The 22,554-nt window shown below is 64.7% G+C and carries 11 protein-coding genes; 6 read left to right on the forward strand and 5 right to left on the reverse strand.

The features are described from left to right. Window positions 1-88: 88 nt before the first annotated feature. The 5 genes from ACIPV6_RS17765 to ACIPV6_RS17785 all read right to left on the reverse strand — a co-directional run bounded on the left by ACIPV6_RS17765 (window position 89) and on the right by ACIPV6_RS17785 (window position 5,980). A complete protein-coding gene (locus tag ACIPV6_RS17765) occupies window positions 89-649 on the reverse strand; it encodes a YbjQ family protein (RefSeq protein ID WP_400272146.1) in 561 nt (186 codons plus the stop codon). Between the two features lie 93 nt (window positions 650-742). After that, a complete protein-coding gene (locus ACIPV6_RS17770; RefSeq protein ID WP_400272147.1) occupies window positions 743-2,170 on the reverse strand; it encodes a dicarboxylate/amino acid:cation symporter in 1,428 nt (475 codons plus the stop codon). 257 nt (window positions 2,171-2,427) lie between these two features. Further along, on the reverse strand, window positions 2,428-4,110 hold the full coding sequence (locus ACIPV6_RS17775) for a DUF885 domain-containing protein (RefSeq protein WP_400272148.1): 1,683 nt from the start codon (window positions 4,108-4,110) through the stop codon (window positions 2,428-2,430). 50 nt (window positions 4,111-4,160) lie between these two features. Then, window positions 4,161-4,400, reverse strand: coding sequence for an acyl-CoA carboxylase epsilon subunit (locus ACIPV6_RS17780; RefSeq protein ID WP_400272149.1), 240 nt, complete (start codon window positions 4,398-4,400; stop codon window positions 4,161-4,163). Further along, entirely contained in the window at window positions 4,397-5,980 is a 1,584-nt protein-coding gene (locus ACIPV6_RS17785) for an acyl-CoA carboxylase subunit beta (RefSeq protein WP_397325802.1), read from the reverse strand. Before ACIPV6_RS17785 ends, ACIPV6_RS17780 begins: the two co-directional genes overlap by 4 nt. Window positions 5,981-6,245: 265 nt before the next feature. Between ACIPV6_RS17785 and ACIPV6_RS17790 the strand changes: the two genes are divergently transcribed. From ACIPV6_RS17790 to ACIPV6_RS17815, 6 genes are all read left to right on the forward strand, one after another. Further along, window positions 6,246-7,127: an SDR family oxidoreductase gene (locus tag ACIPV6_RS17790; RefSeq protein WP_400272150.1), complete on the forward strand. Its 882-nt coding sequence runs from the start codon at window positions 6,246-6,248 to the stop codon at window positions 7,125-7,127. Window positions 7,128-7,184: 57 nt separating this feature from the next. Further along, complete coding sequence (locus ACIPV6_RS17795; protein ID WP_400272151.1) at window positions 7,185-8,099, forward strand: biotin--[acetyl-CoA-carboxylase] ligase; 915 nt, start codon at window positions 7,185-7,187, stop codon at window positions 8,097-8,099. Beyond that, complete coding sequence (locus ACIPV6_RS17800; protein ID WP_400272152.1) at window positions 8,092-8,685, forward strand: PH domain-containing protein; 594 nt, start codon at window positions 8,092-8,094, stop codon at window positions 8,683-8,685. The genes ACIPV6_RS17795 and ACIPV6_RS17800 overlap by 8 nt, the downstream gene beginning before the upstream one ends. Further along, the gene (locus ACIPV6_RS17805; protein WP_400272153.1) at window positions 8,675-9,850 is read left to right on the forward strand and encodes an adenylate/guanylate cyclase domain-containing protein; all 1,176 of its coding nucleotides are present in this window, start codon (window positions 8,675-8,677) and stop codon (window positions 9,848-9,850) included. Before ACIPV6_RS17800 ends, ACIPV6_RS17805 begins: the two co-directional genes overlap by 11 nt. A 151-nt stretch (window positions 9,851-10,001) precedes the next feature. Beyond that, window positions 10,002-16,136, forward strand: a complete 6,135-nt coding sequence (locus tag ACIPV6_RS17810) for an Ig-like domain-containing protein (RefSeq protein ID WP_400272154.1) — start codon at window positions 10,002-10,004, stop codon at window positions 16,134-16,136. Between the two features lie 178 nt (window positions 16,137-16,314). Next, entirely contained in the window at window positions 16,315-22,497 is a 6,183-nt protein-coding gene (locus tag ACIPV6_RS17815) for an Ig-like domain-containing protein (protein WP_400272155.1), read from the forward strand. The last annotated feature ends 57 nt before the right edge of the window (window positions 22,498-22,554 follow it).

Here is a 22,554-nt window from a genome sequence, read left to right on the forward strand (position 1 = left end):
CTTACGCAGGTCCCGTCCTTGCTCGCTAGACCGCCGTGCACGGGAGGTGACACGAGCAAGGACGGGACCTGGTTTTGCCGAGGTGGGGCTAGTACTGCGGCTGACCGGGGAACTGCTGACCCGGCTGCTGCGCGCCCGGCTGCGGCTGGCCCGGGTGCGTCGGGGGAGTCGGCTGCTGCGCGCCCGGCTGACCCGGCTGCTGCGCGCCCGGCTGCGGCTGGTCCGGGTGCGTCGGGGGAGTCGGCTGCTGCGCGCCCGGCTGGCCCGGTGCCTGCTGCGGCTGCTTGGTCAGGTAGATCGACTGTCCGGTAGCGCCGGGCTCACCTTCACCCAGGGGAAGGACATAGACGGCCGTTCCGTAGGCGCAGACTTCGGTCCAGTTGGTGCCCATTTCCGAGGTGTCGAAGCGCATAGCCACGATCGCGTTGGCGCCGCGTTGCTGTGCCTCGTTGACCATGCGTGCCATGACTTCCTGGCGGCTTTCATACAGGGCTCGGGTCATTTCGGGCAGTTCGCCGCCGCCCAGGGAACGGAAGCCGGCGAGCATTTGCGAGCCAATGTCGCGTGAACGGACGGTAAGGCCCATGACTTCGCCGAAGACGGCGTCAATGCGGTGGCCGGGAATCTCATTGGAAGTAACGATCAGCATGAACCTGAGCCTACTCAGTGCGGGGCCTTAAATGGCGCAATCCCCCGGGGAGAAGTCCCCAAGGGATTGCGCAAGGCTACCGGAACGAGGTTCCTAGCCCTTGGCGTCCGCCAGTTCGCGTTCGTCTGCGGCAGCGGTCTCGGCTGCGTACTCGTCGGAGAACGCGGCACCGTTGCGCGGTGCGTTGTACAGCGATTCGTCCAGGATGCCCTGGCGCTTGGCCACGATCGCGGGGACCAGGGCCTGGCCGGCCACGTTGACTGCGGTGCGGCCCATGTCCAGGATGGGGTCGATCGCCAGCAGAAGGCCGACGCCGGCCAGCGGCAGTCCCAGCGTGGAGAGGGTCAGCGTCAGCATGACGACGGCGCCGGTGGTGCCTGCCGTTGCTGCGGAACCGAGGACCGAGACCAGCACGATCAGCAGGTACTGGCTGAAGTCCAGGTTGATGCCGAAGAACTGTGCTACGAAGATTGCGGCGACGGCAGGGTAGATCGCGGCGCAGCCGTCCATCTTGGTGGTGGCGCCGAGCGGGACGGCGAAGGAAGCGTAGCCGGAGGGAACGCCGAGGTTGCGTTCAGTGACGCGCTGCGTGAGCGGCAGCGTGCCGATGGAGGAGCGGGAAACGAAGGCGAGCTGCACGGCAGGCCACACCCCGGAGAAGTACTGCTTGATGGAGAGGCCGTGCGTGCGGACCAGGATCGGGTACAGCACGAACAGCACCAGGGCCAGGCCGATGTAGATGGCCACGGTGAACTTGCCGAGGGAGCCGATGGTGTCCCAGCCGTAGATGGCCACGGCATTGCCGATCAAGCCGATGGTGCCGAGCGGAGCCACGCGGATGATCCACCACAGGACCTTCTGGATCACGGCCAGGGCGGAGGCGTTGAACGTCAGGAACGCTTCGGCCTGCTTGCCCACCTTGAGGGCTGCAACGCCAACAGCGATCGCCACCACCAGGATCTGGAGGACGTTGAAGTTCACGGAGGTGCTCACCGTGGTGGCGGTGTTGGCTGCTTCGGTGACCGTGGAATTCGCGCCGAGGCCAAGGAAGTTCTTGGGGAACAGCCCGATCAGGAAGGCCCACCAGTCACCGGTCTTGCCCGCGTATTCCGCCTTCTGCGTGATCCCGGTGGCCGCACCGGGCTGCAGGAGGACGCCCAGGCCGATACCGATCAGCACCGAAACGAGCGAGGTGATGGCGAACCAAAGCAGTGTGTTCCAGGCAAGCCGCGCAGCGTTGGATACTTGGCGCAGGTTCGCGATGGAGCTCACCACGGCGGTGAAGATCAAAGGAACGACGGCGGTCTGCAGCAACGAGACGTAGCTGGAACCAATGGTCGCGAGGGTGGCGCCAAGACCGTTGGGAGCAGTTTTGGTGCTGCCTGTGTACTTGGCGATCAGGCCAAGGACCAACCCAACGATGAGGGCGGCGATGATCTGGACGCCGAAGGAACTGGCCCACTTCGGGAGCCGGAAACCGGTCTTGCCGGATGCGGGAGTGATGGTGTTTGAGGTGCTCACCGGAACACGGTAGGTGCTTCGCGAATAACATAGCGAACGGACGTTTAGAAATGTTACGTGCGCAAAAGTTATTCCGTGTCCGTTTGTGACGTTGGTCTCCGGCAGTCTGAAATATCAGCGCACCCATTGCCCCCAAGCGCACCCGTAACCACGGGTGCGCTCGGCGGGAACGGGTGCGAACCCGGCGCCTGAGTGGTGCGCTTGGCGGGAACGGGTGCGAACCCCGGACCGCCATCTGCTCCCCGGCCGAAAGTGCGCTAGCCCAGCAGGGCCCTTCGCAGCACGTCCAGGCCTACCGAACCAATGTTGAGTGCTTTGCTGTGGAAGGACTTGAGGTCGAAACCGTCGCGGGTTTCGAGCTCGGCCCGGATCTGTTCCCACAAGCGCTGGCCCACTTTGTACGACGGTGCCTGTCCGGGCCAGCCGAGGTAACGGGTGAATTCGAACTGCAGTTGGCCTTCGCTGATGTCCAGGTTGGCTTTGAGGAAGTCGAAGCCCTTCTCCGGGGTCCATGTTCCCGTGCCCCAACGCTCCGGGACGGGGAGTTCCAGGTGGACGCCAATGTCGAATACCACCCGGGCGGCACGCATGCGTTGGCCGTCGAGCATTCCCATGTGGTCGCCGGGGTCTTTGAGGTAGCCGAGTTCCAACATGAGCTGTTCTGCGTACAGCGCCCAGCCTTCACCGTGCCCGGACACCCAGCAGACGTTGCGGCGCCAGTTGTTGAGCAGTTCCCGTCGATAGGTTGCCGTGGCCACTTGGAGGTGGTGGCCGGGAACGCCCTCGTGGAACACAGTGGTGGTTTCGGACCAAGTGGTGAAGGTGTCCTCGCCGGCTGGAACGGACCACCACATGCGGCCCGGCCGCGAGAAGTCGTCGGAGGGACCGGTGTAGTAGATGCCGCCCTCGTCCGTGGGCGCGATCATGCATTCGAGCGTCCTCATGACATCCGGAATCTCGAAATGGACGTCGGCGAGCTCGGACACGGCTCGGTCGGACAGTTCCTGCATCCAGGCTTTCAGGGCGTCGGTGCCCTTGATTTGCCGTGCGGGGTCGTTATTGAGGATGCTCTTGGCTTCCTCAATAGAAGCGCCGGGCTTGATCTGGTTGGCCACCTTTTCCTGCTCGGCGATCAGGCGCTCAAGCTCCTGGACGCCCCAGGCGTAGGTTTCCTCAAGATCCACCGTCGCACCAAGGAAGGACCTTGAGGCCAGGGCGTACCGCTCCCGGCCTACGGCTTCCTTTTCGGGGGCGAGGGGGAGGAGTTCGTCCCGCAGGTAGGTTCCCAACGCACTGTACGCTTCGCGCGCGGCGGCAGTACCGGCGTCGAGCTTTGCCTGGACGTCTGCCGGAAGCGGCGAACCACCAGCCGAGGCATCGGCGGCGAGTTTGGCGAAGAAGCCATCCGGAGCGGCGTAACGGCCGGTCTGCTCAATGACGATGCGGACCTGGCGTGCCGCGGAGACCTTCCCGGAGGCTGCGCCGGCCCGTAAGGAGGAGATGTAGCCATCAACTGCACCACGAACGTTGGCTGCCCGGCCCGCGATGTGGCCCCACTGCTCCACCGTGTCTGTGGGCATGAGATCGAAAATGGCGCGGATGTCCTGGGCGGGCGACGCGATGTTGTTCAAGTCTGCGGCGTCCCACCCCGACTCGTGGATTTCCAATTCCAGGCCGAGGCGTTCGCGCATGGCGTCGAGCGTGACCGCGTCCACGTCATCGCTTGGTTCCAGGCCGGCCAGGGCATCCAAGGCCAACCTTGCCGCCTCCGCGTGGGCTTCCGCGCCGGCGGGCGAGTAGTCCTGGTACTCGGTCTCGTGGCCCGGAAGCCCCAAGGTGGTGGCGAAGCTGGGGTTGAGTTCGATCAGCTTTTCTGTGTACGCGTCAGCGACGGCATCGATGGCGGACTTGGCTCGTACGGGCGTGTTTGCAGTAGTCACCCGAAGAGCCTAACCGCCACCTCCGCCATGTGAAAGGGTTATTGAAAGCTTCAGCCGCGGCTGCGCCGCCAAGCGCCGGGACCCGGGGTGGGATCCAGGCGCAACTGCTGGCGGCGCACCCAGTGGCGGACGTTCTGTTTGGCGGCCGGTTCCGGAGTCTGGGGTACTCCAACGGAAGCGACGACGGCGGCAAGGGCCGCGAGTTCTTCGGGCGTGGGATCTCCCTTGACCACGGAGAACATGGGCAGCACCGGCTCGCTGGCCGGGACCGGGTTCTTGGCCGCGCTCACAGGGGGATGTTCCCGTGCTTCTTGGTGGGCAGGCTCGCGCGCTTGTCCCGCAGAGCGCGCAGGCCGCGGATGATCTGCACACGGGTATCGGACGGCGCGATCACGGCGTCAACGTAGCCAAGCTCAGCGGCCTGGTAGGGGTTGAGCAGTTCTTCTTCGTAACCCTGGATGATTTCCGCACGCCGGGCTTCCACGTCGCCGCCGGCCTCGGCAACCGCGGCGAGGTCGCGGCGGTAGAGGATGTTCACGGCGCCCTGGGCTCCCATGACGCCGATCTGGGCGGTGGGCCAGGCGAGGTTGAGGTCCGCGCCGAGCTTCTTGGAGCCCATCACGATGTACGCGCCACCGTAAGCCTTGCGGGTGATCACCGTGAGCTTGGGGACAGTGGCCTCGGCGTAGGCGTAAAGGAGTTTGGCGCCGCGGCGGATAATGCCCTGGAATTCCTGGTCCTTGCCCGGCAGGAAGCCCGGAACGTCCACCAGGGTGATGATGGGGATGTTGAAGGCGTCGCAGTGGCGGACAAAGCGGGCAGCCTTTTCAGAAGCCGAGATGTCCAGCGTGCCGGCAAACTGCATGGGCTGGTTGGCCACGATGCCTACAGTGTGGCCTTCAACGCGGCCGTAGCCGATGATCACGTTGGGGGCGTAAAGGGCCTGCATTTCCAGGAAGTGTGCGTCATCGACGATCTGCTCGATGACCTTGCGCATGTCGTACGGCTGGTTGGCGGAGTCGGGGATCAGCCCGTCCAGGCTGAGATCGTCCTCGTCGATGTCCAGTTCCTGGTCGTGTTCCACAACCGGGGCCTCGGACAGGTTGTTCGAGGGCAGGAAGTCCAGGAGTTCGCGGACGAACTCGATGGCGTCGGCTTCGTCGGAGGCCAGGTAGGTGGACGTGCCCGTGGTGGCGTTGTGCTGGCGGGCGCCGCCCAGGGTTTCCATGTCTACGTCTTCGCCGGTGACGGTCTTGATGACGTCCGGGCCGGTGATGAACATGTGGGAGGTCTTGTCCACCATCACCACGTAGTCGGTGAGGGCGGGGGAGTAGGCAGCGCCACCGGCGCACGGCCCCATGATGAGGGAGATCTGCGGGACGACTCCGGAGGCGTGGACGTTGTTGCGGAAGATGTCCGCGAACATGGCCAGGGAAGCAACGCCTTCCTGGATGCGGGCGCCGCCGCCGTCGTTGATGCCCACCACCGGGCAACCGTTGCGGAGGGCAAACTCCTGGACTTTGACGATTTTTTCGCCGTTGACCTGGCTCAGCGAGCCGCCGTAGACGCTGAAGTCCTGGCTGTAGATGGCGATGAGGCGGCCGTCTACGGTGCCGTAGCCCGAAACGACGCCATCGCCGAGGGGCTTCTTCTTCTCCATGCCGAAGGCCGTGGAGCGGTGGACGGCGAGGGCGTCGAACTCAACAAACGAGCCGGGATCCACCAGGAGGTCGATGCGCTCGCGTGCGGTGTTCTTGCCGCGCGCGTGCTGCTTCTCGATCGCTTCCGGGCCGGAAGGCTGCTCGGCACGTGCCTGGCGGTCGCGGAAGTCGGCGATCTTTCCCGCTGTCGTTGTCAGATCGTGGCTCATCAAGTGTCTCCGGCTCTGTAGCTGATATTCCTTGGCGCGGTCCATGTCCGGTAAGACAACTGGTTAAGTAGCTTCCGTACAAAGAACAGGCCCTGTTGGCCAGTCTAGTGACGCCTTTGCCGCGAACCGCTGTAGAAACCCTACAATTTTCGGCGCCCATGCCCGATGGGGCTCGCCGTGGCGCAACCGCGAGTCGCCACTGCGTGGCCTGCTGGCGCCCCAGCTATGTTACCCGTCAGTAACATATTTCGGTTAGAGTGTCTGCATGACTCCAAGCAACGACGCTTCGTCCACGTCCACCGCCTCCGGGCAGTACAACCCAACGGGATCGCTCAAGGGCCGCACCATCATCATGTCCGGCGGGAGCCGCGGCATCGGCCTGGCCATCGCCACGCGCGCTGCCCGCGATGGCGCCAACATTGTCCTCCTGGCCAAGACCGGCGAACCGCACCCTAAGCTTGAGGGAACCGTCTTCACTGCGGCCGAACAACTGGTTGCCGCAGGCGGCCAGGCCCTGCCCCTGGTGGGGGACGTCCGCAAGGACGACGACGTCGCTGCGGCGGTGAGTGCCGCCGTCGAGCGTTTTGGCGGGATCGATGTCGTGATCAACAACGCCTCAGCGATCGACCTGTCCCGGACCGATGCCGTGGAGATGAAGCGCTACGACCTCATGCAGGACATCAATGTCCGAGGGACCTTCCTGCTGTCCAAACTGGCGCTGCCCGCCCTGCGTGAATCGGAGCACGGCCAGATCCTTACTTTGTCCCCGCCGCTGAACCTGGACCCCAAGTGGGCGGGCATGCACTTGGCTTACACCATGGCCAAGTACGGGATGAGCCTCACCACACTGGGGCTCGCCGAGGAGTTGAAGGACGACGGCGTGCAGGTCAACTCCCTCTGGCCGTGCACCCTGATCGATACTGCCGCGATCCGGAACATGCCCGGTGGGCAGCAGATGGTGCAGGCTGCCCGGGGTCCGGAAATCATGGCAGACGCCGCCCACGCGATCCTGGCCGGGGCAGGCAGCTACGGGACCGGCAACTTCTATACGGACGAAGAGGTACTGCGTGAGGCAGGAGTCCGCGACTTCGCCCCGTACAGCCTCGGCGCACCCGAAGACCGGCTGGTTCCGGACATCTTCCTCTAAGCGGATTCACACCTCCGGGGAGCGGTCCGTGGCCCGGTAACTGGATAGGATTCAGCTATGGATGCCGAACTGCCCGAAAGCCGCGAACCCAACGAGTCCCAGCTCCGCGCCGCCCTGGACCGCGAGGCGTTGTTGTCGCCCGATTTCCTTGCGGCGAGCGGCATTTCCCAGCTCAATATCGTGGAATCCACGGGATCAACCAATGCCGACCTGGTGCGCGCCGTGACGGTTGAGCCGAAGAAGTGGGCAGACCTGGCCGTGCTGACGGCCGAGCACCAGACAGCGGCACGCGGGCGGCTCGACCGGCATTGGGAATCGCCCGAGCGCTCGGCGGTGTCGGTGTCCATGGTGCTCCGTCCTGTGACGGCCGAGGGCATGCCCGTCCCCACGCAGAGCTACTCCTGGCTGTCGTTGCTGGCCGCCGTTGCCCTGCGTGAAGCGCTCCAGCAGACCGCGGGAGTCACTGCGGAGATCAAGTGGCCCAACGATGTCCTGGTCAACGGGAGGAAGATCGCGGGCATCCTTGCGCAAATGACTCCTCTGGGCGACGGCTCGGTCCCGGCCGTGATCCTCGGCGTGGGACTCAACGTCACGCTGTCCGAGGACGAATTGCCCGTCCCTACAGCGACATCGCTCGCCTTGGAAGGAACCACGACGACGGACCGCACCGCGCTGCTGAAGAGTTACCTTTCGAGTTTCGCCCGTCTATACCGGAGCTTCTGCAACGCCGAAGGAGACCCCGCGGCCGGACTCGCCGGCGGACCGTCGCTGCACAAGCGCGTTGTATCGGCCATGGTGACGCTGGGCCGCGAAGTCCGGGCGCACCTGCCCGGCGACCACGAACTGGTGGGCCACGCATCCCGTCTCGACGAGCACGGGTCCCTGCTGGTGGTTGACCATGGAGGCCGTGAGCACGTGGTGACTGCCGGAGACGTGGTGCACCTCCGTGCCACAGAAAGCGGTTATGCGTAAGGAACTGCTTCCGGGGGAGCAGGTGCTGACCATCACGCGGCAGCAGCCCCGCTCCCTTTTCTTTCCGGTGCTGGTGCTCATCCTTATTCCCGCGGTGGCCGGGTATGCCAGTGCGTGGATCGCCAAGGGAAATCCGCAGCGGCTGGCCCCGTTCATCACCAATGCATGGACGCCGTGGCTGATGGGTGCTTGTTTGGGTCTCGCCGCCTTTGCGATCCTGGCCTACAGCGTCAAGCGTTTCCTGCGTTGGCGGTCCCTGCGGTACATCCTGACAAGCCGACGCATCATCGCCAAGCACGGGGTGCTGCGCCGAGGGGACTGGCAGGTTCCGTTAATGTCAGTCCGCAATGTGGGCATCCAGCAGAACCTGCTCCAGCGGACCTTGCACTCGGGGAATATATCCTTGGATACCGGGCACTCAGCAGTGACGATCCTCGCGGATGTTCCCGAGGTGGGGAAATTCCGTGGCTTCATCATGGATGCCTTGGAGGATCTGCCGAGGGACGGAGTCCTCGAAGGAGAAGTGCTGCCGGATTTTGAGGAATTGCCGTGGGAAGTGAGAGAAGGTGGAAGAGATGAGCGTTGAGGATCAGCAGTCCGGCGAGGACCTGGACCAGGAGTTCGACGCCGTACCCGAACCTTCAGTGGATGAGGACACGGAACCAATACCCAGCCAGGTTGTGCCCACCGGGCCACCGACTGGCGTGATGTCCGCGGAACGGCTCGCCATCAAATCGCTCGAAGCCCGCCTGCTGGGCGGCGAACGCAAGCTCCGCCGTCGTGAAGTTGCCGCCGGTGCCGGTGTTTCCGTGCTGTCCGCCCGGAAACTGTGGCGCGCTTTGGGTTTCCCCAACTGGGGTGATGAGGACGTGGCCTTCACCGAACGGGACCAGGCCGCATTGACAACCATCCTTGACCTGGTCCGTGCCGGTCTCTTGACTGAGGAAGCGGCAATCTCCGTTACCAGGTCCATCGGCCAAATGACGGACCGCATGGTGGTGTGGCAGGTGGAAGCCCTGGTGGAGGACATGGTCCAGGAGCAAGGCATCCCGGACGCCGTCGCCCGCAAGCAGCTGGTGAACCAACTCCCTGCCCTGGTGGATTCCCTGGAGGAGATCCTGGTCTACTCCTACCGCCGTCAACTCAATGCCGGCGTGCAGCGGCTGGCCGTCCGCGCCGAAGCGGGCCTCCAAGCGAGCGAGGAAGGCCGTGAAGGCGACGAGGACGATGCTCCGCTGCCCCTGGCCCGCGCCGTAGGCTTCGCCGACCTGGTGTCCTACACCAGTTTGTCGCGCCGCATGAACGAGAAGACGCTGGCGCAGATGGTGCAGCGCTTCGAAAATAAATGTGCCGAAATCATCTCGGTCGGTGGCGGACGTTTGGTCAAGACCGTGGGCGACGAAGTGCTGTACATCGCTGAAACGCCTGCTGCCGGTGCCGAGATCTCCCTGGCGCTGGCCCATGCGTTCACGGAGGACGAGATTCTTCCGCAGGCCCGCGTATCCATGGTTTGGGGACGAATCCTGTCCCGCCTCGGTGACATCTATGGACCCACGGTGAACCTGGCGGCGCGTTTGACCAGTTTGGCCCAGCCGGGAACGGTGCTGGTTGATGCCATGACGGCGGCCGCCTTGGGACAGGACGAGCGCTTTGTCCTGGTCCCGCAGGCCTCGGAGAATGTGCGTGGCTTCGGTGAAATCCACCCTGTGATGCTGGCCCGCGGCCAGGGCAAGGGCCTGGTCCTGGACTAGTCCCCGGCACGGCGTCTGCTCCGCCGGGAACGGGTAGTTGTACCCATCACATCTTCGCTAATCGATGGATTAAACCGGTAGGCTGGGTGACTGTTCGCGTCAAGCCAGCCGCGCGAAGAGTGACGGCTGCCAATTTCACGGGGGATTGTTGATGGCACCGTCCAGGAGGCCTGGCCGCCGAGCGCCCGTAAACAGCGCAGCAAAGCGGCGCCGCAACAGGGTCATCGGGGCAACGTCCGTGCTGGCTGCCGCTGCTGTTGTTGTCACCGGTGCCATTCTCTACCCGGGGTTCAAGACCACCGAAGTGGACCTGAACGACGGCGGCGTGTGGGTGGTCAGCAAGGCCAACAACGCTGCCGGCCGCCTGAACTACCCCTCCAAGTCCCTCGACGGCGCGGTGGTCCCGGCCAGCGACGATTTCGACATCCTGCAGCAAGCGAGCGACATTTTCATCGACGACGCGCGCGGGGCAACCATCAACCCCGTCAGTGCCGCAAACATGCGGCTCGGCGGCGACCAGAAACTTCCGGGCTCCGCGAAGGTGAGCTTCGGCAGCAAGGTCCTGGCCGTCACGGACCCTTCCAAGGGCAAGGTGTGGGCAGTCTCGCCGACATCCGTCAGCGGGTTCAGTGACGAATCCAAGCCGCTGATCGAACAATCCGCGGGAATCACCTCCATAGTTGGGGCCGACGACGCCATCCACACCCTGGACCCCAAGACCGGCAAGCTCACCACTACGAAAGTGGATGGAGAAGGCAACGCCGTGGACTCCCAGGTCCGGACCGACGACGCCCTCAAAGCCGCCGGCGAGGTCCAACTGACGGCCGTGGGTGACAAGGCCGTGGTGCTGAACCTGGCCAACGGAAACCTGGTGCTTCCGGGTGGCTCCACTGTTCACTTGGACGATGCCAAGGACGCCAAACTCCAGCAAGCCGGACCTGCAGCGGACGCCGTGGCCATTGCCACCAAGAATGCGTTGCTCCTGCAGCCCCTGGACGGTGGGACGGCCAAGACCGTCAAGCCCGATGGCCAGGGCATTCCGGCGGCGCCCGTCCACGTAGGTAGTTGCACCTACGCGGCCTGGTCCGGAGCCAACAAGTACGTTCGCGAGTGCGCCAACCAGGCTGACAGCCGCCGCGCCGATGTGCCCAAGGCGAGTGCGTCGCCGTCGTACGTTTTCCGGGTGAACCGGGACCTGGTGGTCCTCAACGACGTCAACTCCGGCAACGTCTGGATGGTCAACCAGAATATGCAGTTGGTGAACAACTGGCTGGACGTCATTCCGCCTCAGCAGACCTCGGACGACGCTGACAAGGATTCCGCCGATGAGGTCCAGCAGACCGTACTTCCGGACCGCAGCAAGCCCAACACGCCTCCCGTGGCCAAACCGGATGCCTATGGCGTGCGGGCCGGAAAGACCACGTTGCTTCCGGTCCTGGACAACGACGCCGACTCCGACGGCGATGTCCTGACGGTCAGTGCCGCAGAGCCGCTCAAGTCCGGCGCGTTGTCTGCGGTTTACGGTGGAACCGGCTTCCAGATCGCGGTCCCGGCCGGAACCACCGGTTCGGAATCGTTCAAGTACACCGTGGACGACGGCCGTGGCGGGACGGCGTCCGCGGAGGTGGACCTGCGCATTGTGCCGCCGGAAGAAAACAACGCTCCGCAGCCCAAACCCAACCGCAACACCACCCTGGTGGTCCAGTCGGGCAAGATCGCCAACCAGTACATCCTGACGGATTGGATGGACCCCGACGGCGACGACCTCTTTGCGGTCTCGGCCTCCAGCAGCGATCCAGCGGACCAGGTCCGGATCAGGCCCGATGGCTTGCTCACGTTCCAGGACTCGGGCGCGGGTCCGGGCCGGAAGACAATCAACGTGACCGTCTCGGATGGCTCACTGACCACCGAGGGCCAGATCAGCGTGGACGTCCGTGCTGCCGGAGCACTGCCGCCGATTGCGAACGCGGACCACGTGGTGGCCGTGGCCGGCCAGGACACCGTCATTGCACCCCTGAAGAATGACACCGATCCGCAGGGCGGCACCTTGCGGCTGGCCCAGGCACAGCCCGACGGCCAATCCACTGCGGTGGTGGGCCCGGACCAGCAGACCTTCACGTTCAATTCCACGGCAGTGGGCGCACACTACGTCACGTACATGGTCACCAACGGTCCGGCGAGCGCCCAGCAACTGGTTCGCGTGGACGTCGTCTCCGGGAACAGCGACGGCGCGCCGGTTGCCGTTCGCGACATCGCCCTGCTGCCCAGCGGCGGAAGCACGGTTGTGGACGTCCTGGGCAATGATTCGGATCCTGCCGGCGGCGTACTGGTGGTGCAGTCCGTAACGGCGGCCGACGGCCTCCCCGTCAGCGTGGCGGTCCTGGACCATTCGGTGGTGAAGATTACCGACATCCGGGCCGAGGGCCAGCTGTCGCTGAAGTACACGATTTCCAACGGCAAGTCCTCAGCCACGGGGGATATCTCCGTCCAGGTGGTCCCGGCGCCCACCAAGCTGCAGGCCCCGCAGGCCAAGCCGGACGAAGTCACGGTCCGGGCCGGGGACGTGGTGACCATTCCCGTGCTGGAGAACGATACCGATCCCAACGGGGGCGAGCTCACGCTGGACCCCGTCCTGGCGCAGCAGCCGGACGAGGCGGACGGGCGCATGTTCGTGGCCGGTAAAACGCTCCGGTTCATCGCGGGCGAAGAGGCCAAGACGGTCTATGCGATCTACAAGGTGAGCAACGCATCCGGGCAGACGGATTCCCAGCAGGTAACCATCCGGATCCGCGCCCGTGACGATGCTGCGAACACCCGTCCTGAACCGAAGAACCTTACAGCGCGCGTGGTTGCCGGGATGACCGTGCGTGTTCCTGTTCCGCTGGACGGCATCGACGCCGACGGCGACTCAGTGCAGCTGATCGGGATCGACAAGGCACCGTCCCTGGGCACAGCCATCCTTCGGGACGGCTATCTCGAATACACAGCCGGTGGAAAGTCGGCCGGAACGGACACCTTCAGCTACCGCGTGCGGGACCGGATCGGGGCCGAGAACACCGGCACCGTGATCGTCGGGATCGCTCCCGCGGAAGCGGACAACCAGAAGCCCATTGCCGTGGATGACGTCATCGACGTCCGCCCTGGACGGCGCGTTGCCGTCGATGTGCTCAAGAATGACTCAGACCCCGACGGCGACCCCATCGCCTTGGTGCCCACGTTCGAGGCCAAGCCTGAACTCCAGGTAGAGGCTGCCGCCGGCAAGGCTGTCCTGACGGCGCCCGGCGTGGCCGGAGTGGAGAGCGTCAGCTACCGGATCCAGGACGACAAGAAAGCCGAAGCCAGCGCCGTGATCCGTGTGCAGACCAGTGCCACGGCGCCCCTGCACGCCCCCATTGCCGTGGACGACCACGTGACGCTCGCCGAAACGCTCGGCAAGACCGCCGTGGATGTGCCGGTCCTGAAGAACGATTCCGATCCCGACGGCGTAGCCGAGGACCTGAAGATTTCCCTTCCGGACGGCAACCCGAACGCGCGGGTGGGAACGTCCGGGAACGTAGTGGTCACCCTGGCTCCCGTGGACCAGTTGATCCCGTATACCGTCACGGACATCGACGGACAGTCGGCAACTGCCGTCATGTGGATTCCCGGCCAGGGGCTGCAGTACCCGACGCTGGCCAAGACGGACGTGGTGGAGGTGACGGCGGGCAAGGAAGTGACGTTGTCCCTGGCGGACTACGTCAAGGTAAGGGAAGGCCGAAGTCCGAAACTCACGGTTGTGGACAAGATCAAGGTCCAGGGCGCTGACCCGTTGAGTGTAGCTGCAGCAGGAGGCACCGGCTTGCGTTATGCGGCCCAGGCCGACTATGTGGGTCCGGGTTCTGTGACTTTCGAAGTGACGGACGGCTCGGGCCCTGACGACTCTGAGGGCCTTAAATCAACGCTGACCATCATGACCAAGGTCTTGCCTGATCCCAATGCCAACCATCCGCCCACGTTCAGCGGAGCCTCCATGGACGCGCCCAAGGGCGATACCACCGAACTGGAACTCGGCAACCTTGCCAAGGACGTGGATGAGCAGGACCAAGGCAAGCTCAAGTTCGAGCTCGACGGCCAGCAGCCGGGCGGCTTCGACGCACGCATTGACGGCACTGTCCTGAAGGTCACTCCCGGTGGCTCCCTGAACCCGGGCGCACGAGGCGTCCTTCCACTGCGGGTCACCGACGGACGGTCCGAGCCCGTCAAGGCTGCCGTCACCGTCACCGTGGTGTCCTCCAACCGCCCCAAGCCGGTGGCCAACGACGACACCGTGGACAAGGCCGATGCCGGCAAGCCGCAAACGGTCAACGTGCTGGGCAACGACTTCAACCCGTTCAGCGAGCCGCTCACCATCGTTTCGGCCGTGACCGAGACGGGATCAACCGCCGGGCAACCGTCCATATCCGGAGACTCGATTTCCGTGACCCCGGCTCCCGGGTCCAAGGGCGTGCTGGTGGTCAGGTACACCATCAAGGATAAGACGGACGATCCCGGGCGGCAGGCCGTTGGACGGGTCCGGATCACCGTCCGGGACAAACCTGACGCGCCGTCCGCTCCGACGGCAACCGACGTCCGGAGCCGCACTGCCGTACTCAAGTGGGCGCCGCCGTCGGACAATGGCGCGCCCATTACCAAGTACACCGTCAAGTCGGCAGGCTTCCAGCAGGAATGCCCCACCACCACGTGTACGCTGACCGGGCTGACCAACAACGTCAAGTACGTCTTCACTGTGACCGCCACCAACGAGGTAGGGGAGTCCCCAGCCTCAGTGGCATCGAACGAGATCAGACCCGACGAGAAGCCTTCGCCGCCCGCGCCGCCTACGGTCAAAGCGGGCGACAAGGACCTGGCCATCACGTGGACCCCCGCCAAGACCGAGGGCTCGCCCGTGAAGCACTACAACCTGGAAATCTCGCCGCCCCCCGCCAACGGCATCGCGGTGAAGAACGACGTGACCGGGCTCAGCTACACCTGGCCGGCCCTCACGAACGGCGTGAAGTACAAGGTGCGGGCGCAGGCCGTCAACGACCTCGGACCTTCGGACTGGAGCCTGTATTCCGCCGAAGACCACCCGGCGGGCCTGCCCGGCGCACCCGCGGCGCCGACCACGGCGGTCGTTGAATCCGCCAATGGGAAGAACACCCTGCAAGCGACCTGGAGTGAGCCGGACATCAACGGTGACCCCATCAAGAACTACTACGTCACCATGAGCGGAGGTGGTGCAGCACCTCAAACAAAAACCATTCCCGGTACTACCAGGACTACCACCTTCGAAGCCACCAATTCCGAAACCGGCTACACGTTCACGGTCCAGGCCGAGAACAAAGCCGGGAAGGGCGGGGTCAGTGCTGCATCTGCGCCACGACGGGCCACCGGCAAGCTGGGGACCGTGGGCAACGTCAGCGCAACCCCGGCGAACACCGGGGGAGCGGGCGGACAAGTGACCATCAACTTCGCCGTGCTGAACCAGGCCCAGCGCAACGGCTCGAGCGCCAGCGAGGTGAGCTACACGTACCGTGCCAGCACGGGGCAATCCGGACCCATCCAGCCAGGCCAGACCGTGGGTGGCTTCGCCAATGGACAGGCCAGCAACATCACGGTGACGGCCCAGTCCTCGGTGGCGCCGAGTTCGGACGCGAGTGCACCGGCCGGCGCTACGCCGTACGGGGCGCCGGGGACGCCGTCGGCGTCGGGTACCAACGGTGCCATGAATGATCCATCGGTAACCCTCAATTGGTCGTCGCCGTCTTCGGCAACCAACGATGTCCGGACCACCAAGATCCGGATCAACGGCGGGGGTTGGGAAACCGTGGCGGCCTCCGGCAGCAGGACCATCAATACCGGCGGCTATGAACAGACCCGGACCATTGACGTGCAAACGTTCAATTCCCTCGGCCAAGGTGGGCCGGTGGCCAGCGCCAGCGCCAAGTCCGGCAAGAAGGGCGAATGGACCACCACCATGAACCCGGGTGCTGTGCAACGGTCGTGCAGCTACACGCTTGGGGGATCGAACTACGATCCGAACAAGTACACCTGTGACGGGAAGGGCGGCAACCAGCCTCCGTGGATGTACACCTCGGACCAAGGCCAAATCGTCGTCCGTTGTTACATCGACCAGACGGACAACTGGGTGGGGATGCAGCGCTGGTGGCGGATCGAATCCGGTTCCTACCGCAACGTTGGGCGTTACATCATTGCAGGTCACACGTACCTGGGCGATCCAGCAGGTCTCGGAGCGCCCCGATGCTGACGCTGACCCCATGGTTGCAGAGCCAAGCTCCGCCGTTACGCCGGGTACTTGTACCCATCGCGCCGGCTGCTGCCAAGCCAGTATGCTGTCAAAGCCAACGGAGAGCCCGGTATCGGGTTTCCATGGATGGCCGTGTGGCGTGTGGGGTATTCTTAGGCACTGAAAATTCCGCCGCTGTATGGGGGTACTGCGGAATGTCTGGCTGCCGGCACCTGCCGGTTGGCCTGGTAGCTGCTTCGTGCAGCTGGAACAACAAGGGAATTTTGGGGCTGTGACTTCTTTCTTCGGCAAGGACTGGCTGAAAAAGCGTCGAAACAAGAAACTCGTCTCTGCCACAGCCGTGACCGCGGCCGGGGCAGTGCTTGTGGCATTCGCCGTGCTGTACCCGGGCTTCAAGACCACCGAGGTGGACCTGAACGACGGCGGCGTGTGGGTGGTGAGCAAGACCAAGAATGCGGTGGGCCGGCTGAACTACCCCAGCCGCGTCCTCGATGGTGCCGTGACGCCTGCCAGCACCACGTTCGATGTCCTGCAGCATGACGGCAACGTCTTTGTGGACGACGAGTCCGGCTCCACCATCAACCAGGTGTCCGCAGCGAACCTGAAGCTGAGCGGCGACAAGCAGCTCCCGTCGTCGTCGCGCGTCAGCTACGGTTCCACCGTCCTCTCCGTTACGGACCCCGCCAAGGGCAAGGTCTGGGCGCTCTCTCCCTCCACGGTGAACGGTTTCGACGAAGAAAGCACGGAACCTGTACTGACGGGCTCCCAGGGCATGGTCTCGGCAGTAGGCCAGGACAACCGGATCTACACCGCGGATCCGGGCAAGGGCGAAATCACGGTGACCACCGTTGATGCCAACGGTGAGCGGACCACCTCGGACGTCACCAAAGTGGACGAACTGAAGGGCGCTGGGGACCTGCAACTCACGGTGGTGGGCGACAAACCGGTAGTCCTCGACGCGGGGTCGGGCAACCTCTTCCTGCCCGGCGGGCGGAAACTCAACCTGCAGGACGCCCGCGAAGCCAAGCTCCAGCAGGGCGGCGAGGACAGCGGGTTCGTTGCGATTTCCACCCGCAAGGCGTTGCTGAAGCAACCGCTGGACGGCTCGACGGCGGATACCGTCGCCGCCGGGGGCGAAGGCGTTCCTGCAGCCCCCGTGCAGGTCAACAAGTGCGTCCACGCTGCGTGGGCAGGCGCCAACAAGTACGTCCGCGATTGTGAAAACGACGCTGACGACAAGAAGAACGATGTCCCCAAGGCAAGTGCTTCACCAAGCTACGTTTTCCGCGTCAACCGTGACCTGGTGGTCCTGAACGACGTCAACTCCGGCAGCGTGTGGCTGGTCAACCAGAACATGCAGTTGGTCAACAACTGGGACGACGTTGTCCCGCCCAAGAACCAGTCCAACGACCAGGACGAGGAGTCCGCGGACAACAACACCATCAACGTCCTGCCTGACCGCACCAAGCCCAACAGGCCGCCGGAAACCAAACCCGACGAGTTCGGCGTGCGTCCCGGCCGCACGTCCATCCTGAGCATCCTGGACAACGATTCGGACCCCGACGGCGACGTTCTCACCGCGGCAGTGGGCGCCAACGGTCCCAAGGCAGGCGCGCTGGAGAGCATCTACGGCGGCTCGGCCTTCCAGATCAAGGTTCCCGCCGAGGCCAAGCCCGGCACGGAGACCTTCGACTACAACGCCTCCGATGGCCGTGGGCTGTCTGCCGGCGGCAAGGTCACCTTGCGTGTGGTTGCTCCCGAAGACAACAAGCCCCCCTTCTTCAAGAGGGCTGAGCCCACCACCATGCTGGTGGAGCAAGGGAAGTCGGTCAGCCAGAACATCCTCACGGACTGGATGGATCCAGACGGTGACGACCTGGTCCTGCTGGACGCGAAGGCCGACAACGACCAGGACCAGGTAAAGGTCCGCCGCGATGGCCTGCTCACGTACCAGGATTCCGGCGCAGCGCCGGGCAAGAAGAACGTGACCATCACCGTGTGGGACGGCCGGGCCACCACCACCGGTCGCGTGGTGGTCAACGTACAGCCCCCGGGCGCGCTCGCTCCCGTCGTCAATGCCGACCACGTGACGGCCGTGGTGGGCCAGGACCTGGTGATTTCGCCACTCAAGAACGATGTGGATCCCAATGGTGGTGCCTTGCGCGTGGCCCACGTGGAGGCGGCAGGCCAGGCCGAGCTGGGTGCCATCACCGATGGCGGCACGTTCACCTTCAAGAGCAACACGCCCGGTCCGGTGTACCTGACGTACATCGCCAGCAATGGCCCGCAAAGCAGCCAAGGCCTGATCCGTGTGGACGTAGAGTCCGGAAAGGACTCCGGCGCGCCGGTGGCGGTTCATGACGTCGCCCTGCTCCCGGTGGGCGGCAGCGTGCTGGTGGATCCGCTCGCGAATGACTCGGATCCATCCGGTGGCGTCCTTGTGCTGCAGTCGGTGACAGTCCCCGACGGGTCCACAGCCTCAGTCAGCGTCATCGACCACAGCGTCCTGCGCGTCACGGATGTCCTCGGTTCCAAGGACCCGTTCGTCTTCAGCTACACCATGTCCAACGGCCGTTCCTCGGCCACCGGAACAGTGGGTGTGGTCCCGGTGCCGGCTCCCGCCGTCGTCGAAGCTCCCCAGCCTAAACCCGACGAAGTCAACGTGCGCGTGAACGACGTCGTCACCATTCCGGTGCTGGACAACGACACCCATCCGCAGGGCGAAGAGCTCAAGGTGGATCCGGTGCTGGCCCAGAACATCGCGGAGGAAGACGGCAAGGCGTTCGTCTCCGAGAACACGTTGCGCTTCATCGCAGGACCAACGCCCAAGACCGTGCGCGCCATCTACAACGCGGTTGACCCGCAAGGCCAGAAGAGCGCGGCAGCCGTAACCATCCACATCCTTCCCCTGGAAGGGGCGCAGAACTCGCGCCCGCAACCGCAGAACCTGACCGCACGCGTGGTGGCCGGGGGATCCGTCCGGATTCCGGTGCCGCTGGATGGCATCGACCCCGATGGCGATTCGGTGCAGCTCACCGGCATCGACAGCACTCCCACCATGGGAACCGCGACGGCGGGAAGCAACTTCATCGACTTCGTCGCCGCAGGTGACGGTGCAGGGACCGACTCGTTCCGCTACAAGGTGGTGGACCGCCAGGGTGCGGTCAACACGGGTACGGTGACGGTCGGAGTTGCGCCCCGCGGCGAAAACAACCAGAAGCCCGCGCCCGTGGACGACGAGGTGAAGGTCCGTCCCGGACGCCAGATTGCCGTGGACGCGACAGCCAACGACACCGATCCCGACGGCGACCCCATCCGGATCCTCACTGACAGCATCGAGGCCGACAAAGCCCTGGACGCCCATGTGAGCAAGACCAGCGGCCGCATCCTGGTCACCGCTCCTGCCGTGGAGGGAACAGTGAATGTCCGCTACTCCGTGGCCGATGACCGCGACGCCGTCGGCCAGGCGAGCATCAGGGTGATCGTGAAGAACGACATCCCGCTGCAAGCCCCGATTGCCCGTGACGACCGCGTCACGTCCGCCCAAACCCTGGTCAAGACGGCCGTGGATGTTCCCGTTTTGAAGAACGACGAGGACCCGGACGGCGTGGGGGAGAACCTCAAAGTCAGCACCGAGGTGCCCACTGCGCGTCCCGGCTCCGAGGGCAACGTGATCGTGGAACTTACCGAGCAGCCGCAACTGGTGCCGTACACCGTGGAAGACGTCGATGGCCAGAAGTCCACGGCCATCATCTGGGTTCCCGGCGTCGGCCAGCAGGTTCCTACCCTGGCCAAGGACGAGGTCATCGAACTGGTCTCCGGCCAGTCCGTCACCGTCAACCTGGCCGAGTGGGTCAAGGTCCGTGACGGCAAGTCACCCCGGCTCACCCAGGCCGACCGCATCAAGCTGATCGGCGGCGACGGAAGCGATCCCATCGCCAACAATGGAACGGGCATCAAGTACACGGCTGGTGCCGAGTACGTTGGCCCTGGCTCCATCAGCTTCGAAGTCACCGACGGCAGTGGCCCTGACGACCCCAACGGCTTGAAGTCCACGCTGAGCATCCGCACCAAGGTGCTGCCCGATCCGAACAAAAACAACCCGCCGGAACTCCTGGGCAGCGACGTCGAGGTTCCCAAGGGTGATTCGGCAAGCCTGGACCTGCAGAAGCTCACGTCAGATCCTGATGCTGACGATGTCCAGAACATGAGCTACGAACTGGTCGGTTCGGCGCCTGGTGGCTTCCGGGTGAACGTGGACGGCAAGAGCCTTAAGGTCTCAGCCCAGGATTCCGTCCAGATCGGGCAGTCCGGCACGGTACAGGTCAAAGCCAAGGACCGGCGGGGGCTTGAGGCGATCGCCAACTACAAGCTGACGTTGACGGCTTCCAACCGCCCGAAGCCGGTGGCCAACGACGACGTGGAACCGGACGCCCAATCCGGCAAACCTGTGACGGTCAATGTGCTTGCGAATGACTCCAACCCGTTCCCGGACACGGCTTTGAAGATCGTCTCCGCCGTTGTGGAGACAGGGCAGGGCACGGCCACACCCGGGGGAGACAGCGTCACCGTCACACCGGGGGGAGGCTTCACCGGAACCATGGTGGTGGCCTACACGGTTTCTGACAAGACCGGCGAATTGTCGCGCTATGCCACGGCCCGTGTCCGCCTGACGGTGAAGGACAAGCCGGAAGCACCCACCACGCCCCAGGCCCAAAGCGTGGGCGACCAGACTGCGCTGTTGACGTGGACGGCACCCGCAGACAGGGGCTCACCCATCACCAAGTACACCGTGTACGGTGAGGGCGGATTCAAGCAGGACTGCCCCGCGAACACGTGTACGCTGACGGGCCTGACCAACAACGTGAAGTACCACTTCGCGGTGACGGCCACCAATGCCATCAATGAGTCCGAAAGGTCGCCGGTCTCGGCCGAGGTCCGCCCGGACGTCAAGCCGGACACCCCGGTTGCGCCGTCGCTGAAGTTTGGCGACAAGCAACTGTCCGTGGCCTGGGTTCCGCCCGCCAGCAAGGGTTCCCCGGTGAAGTCCTACGACCTGGAGATTTCACCGGCACCCGCCGGGCAGAACGCGCAGATCCAAAACCTCACCGGCTCCAGCTATGTCTGGAAGGGCCTCACCAACGGCGTGGCCTACAAGGTCCGCGTGCTCGCCAGGAATGACGCCAAGGAGCCTTCCGAGTGGAGCCCCTACTCAGCTGCGGAGACTCCGGCCGGCATTCCTGCGACGCCGTCCGCGCCCTCGGTCTCGGGGGCTGGATCGGTAGGCACCCAAAGCCAGCTGCGGGTCAGCTGGGCGGCACCCAACAACAACGGTGACCCGGTGTCTGCCTATACCTTGACCACCTACCGCGGCGGCGCCGTCGTGGGTTCCCAATCTGTGGCTGCCACGTCGCAGAACGTGACCGTTGCCAACTCCGAAGCGGATTACACGTTCACGGTTTCGGCAACCAACAAGGCCGGCGTCAGTGGAGTCAGCCAGCAGTCCGCGGCGATCCGTGCCGCGGGCAAGCCGGGGACCGTGGGCAGTGGCTCCGTGACTGCCACTGGCACCAGTGGGCAGCTGCGCGTCACCTTCACGCCGCTGACCGCTGCCGAACGCAACGGCTCGCAGGACAACGAGATCACCTACCGCTGGCAGACGGCCTCGGGTTCCGGCCCGATCGGCCGCGGCGGTGGAGACATCGGCGGCCAGCCCAACGGCAGCAACGTGGTGGTCAACATCATCGCGACGTCGGTCAAGAACAACCAGTCCGGCGACGCCAAGGCGATCGGTACGGGCAACCCGTACGGGCCACCGAATGCACCGAACGTCAACGGTGGCAAGTCCGCCAAGGGCGACGGCCAGGTCCACTGGACCTGGAACAACCCGGCCACCAACGGCCGCCCGCTGGACCACTATGAGGTAAACCTCGACGGCGGCGGCTGGGTGAGCGTTGGAAAGGCCAATAGGTACGACGTTTCCGGTGGCGGATGGGACAAGACCCGGCGCCTGAACGTGCGGGCAGTGACCGTGGTTGCCGGTCCGGGCAGCGGACAGGTTGCGGCCACCAGTGGCGACGATCCAACGCCTCCGCCTCCACCGCCGTCGCCCACCACCATCCAGGCGCACAACAACACGTGCCCTGGAAAGCCGGGCCAAGCGGACACGTACAACCCGAGTGGGCCGTCGTGTGGAGTGGGTTGGGTTTCCCGTTCCGAGGGCAGGCTCAAGATCGACTGCACCAAGAACATCTACGGCGGTTCCACCAAGTGGTACCGCGTGACCGAAGGCAGCCACCCGGGTTGGTACGTCAAGGCCATCACCGTGGACCGCTACGGTTCTGAGCCGGGCGGCTGCTGATGCCCTGCGCAGCAAACGCACAACTTCATCCGAACACCCACACAATGAACAGGATCA

It is taken from the genome of Paenarthrobacter sp. NPDC089988 (assembly GCF_044748465.1).
GTDB lineage: Bacteria > Actinomycetota > Actinomycetes > Actinomycetales > Micrococcaceae > Arthrobacter.

Excerpts from the sequence above, each read along its gene's own strand:
- ACIPV6_RS17765 (WP_400272146.1), bottom strand. The coding sequence starts at position 649 with ATGCTGATCGTTACTTCCAATGAGATTCCCGGCCACCGCATTGACGCC.
- ACIPV6_RS17785 (WP_397325802.1), bottom strand. The coding sequence starts at position 5,980 with ATGAGCCACGATCTGACAACGACAGCGGGAAAGATCGCCGACTTCCGC.
- ACIPV6_RS17790 (WP_400272150.1), top strand. The coding sequence starts at position 6,246 with ATGACTCCAAGCAACGACGCTTCGTCCACGTCCACCGCCTCCGGGCAG.
- ACIPV6_RS17795 (WP_400272151.1), top strand. The coding sequence starts at position 7,185 with ATGGATGCCGAACTGCCCGAAAGCCGCGAACCCAACGAGTCCCAGCTC.
- ACIPV6_RS17800 (WP_400272152.1), top strand. The coding sequence starts at position 8,092 with ATGCGTAAGGAACTGCTTCCGGGGGAGCAGGTGCTGACCATCACGCGG.
- ACIPV6_RS17805 (WP_400272153.1), top strand. The coding sequence starts at position 8,675 with ATGAGCGTTGAGGATCAGCAGTCCGGCGAGGACCTGGACCAGGAGTTC.
- ACIPV6_RS17810 (WP_400272154.1), top strand. The coding sequence starts at position 10,002 with ATGGCACCGTCCAGGAGGCCTGGCCGCCGAGCGCCCGTAAACAGCGCA.
- ACIPV6_RS17815 (WP_400272155.1), top strand. The coding sequence starts at position 16,315 with ATGGGGGTACTGCGGAATGTCTGGCTGCCGGCACCTGCCGGTTGGCCT.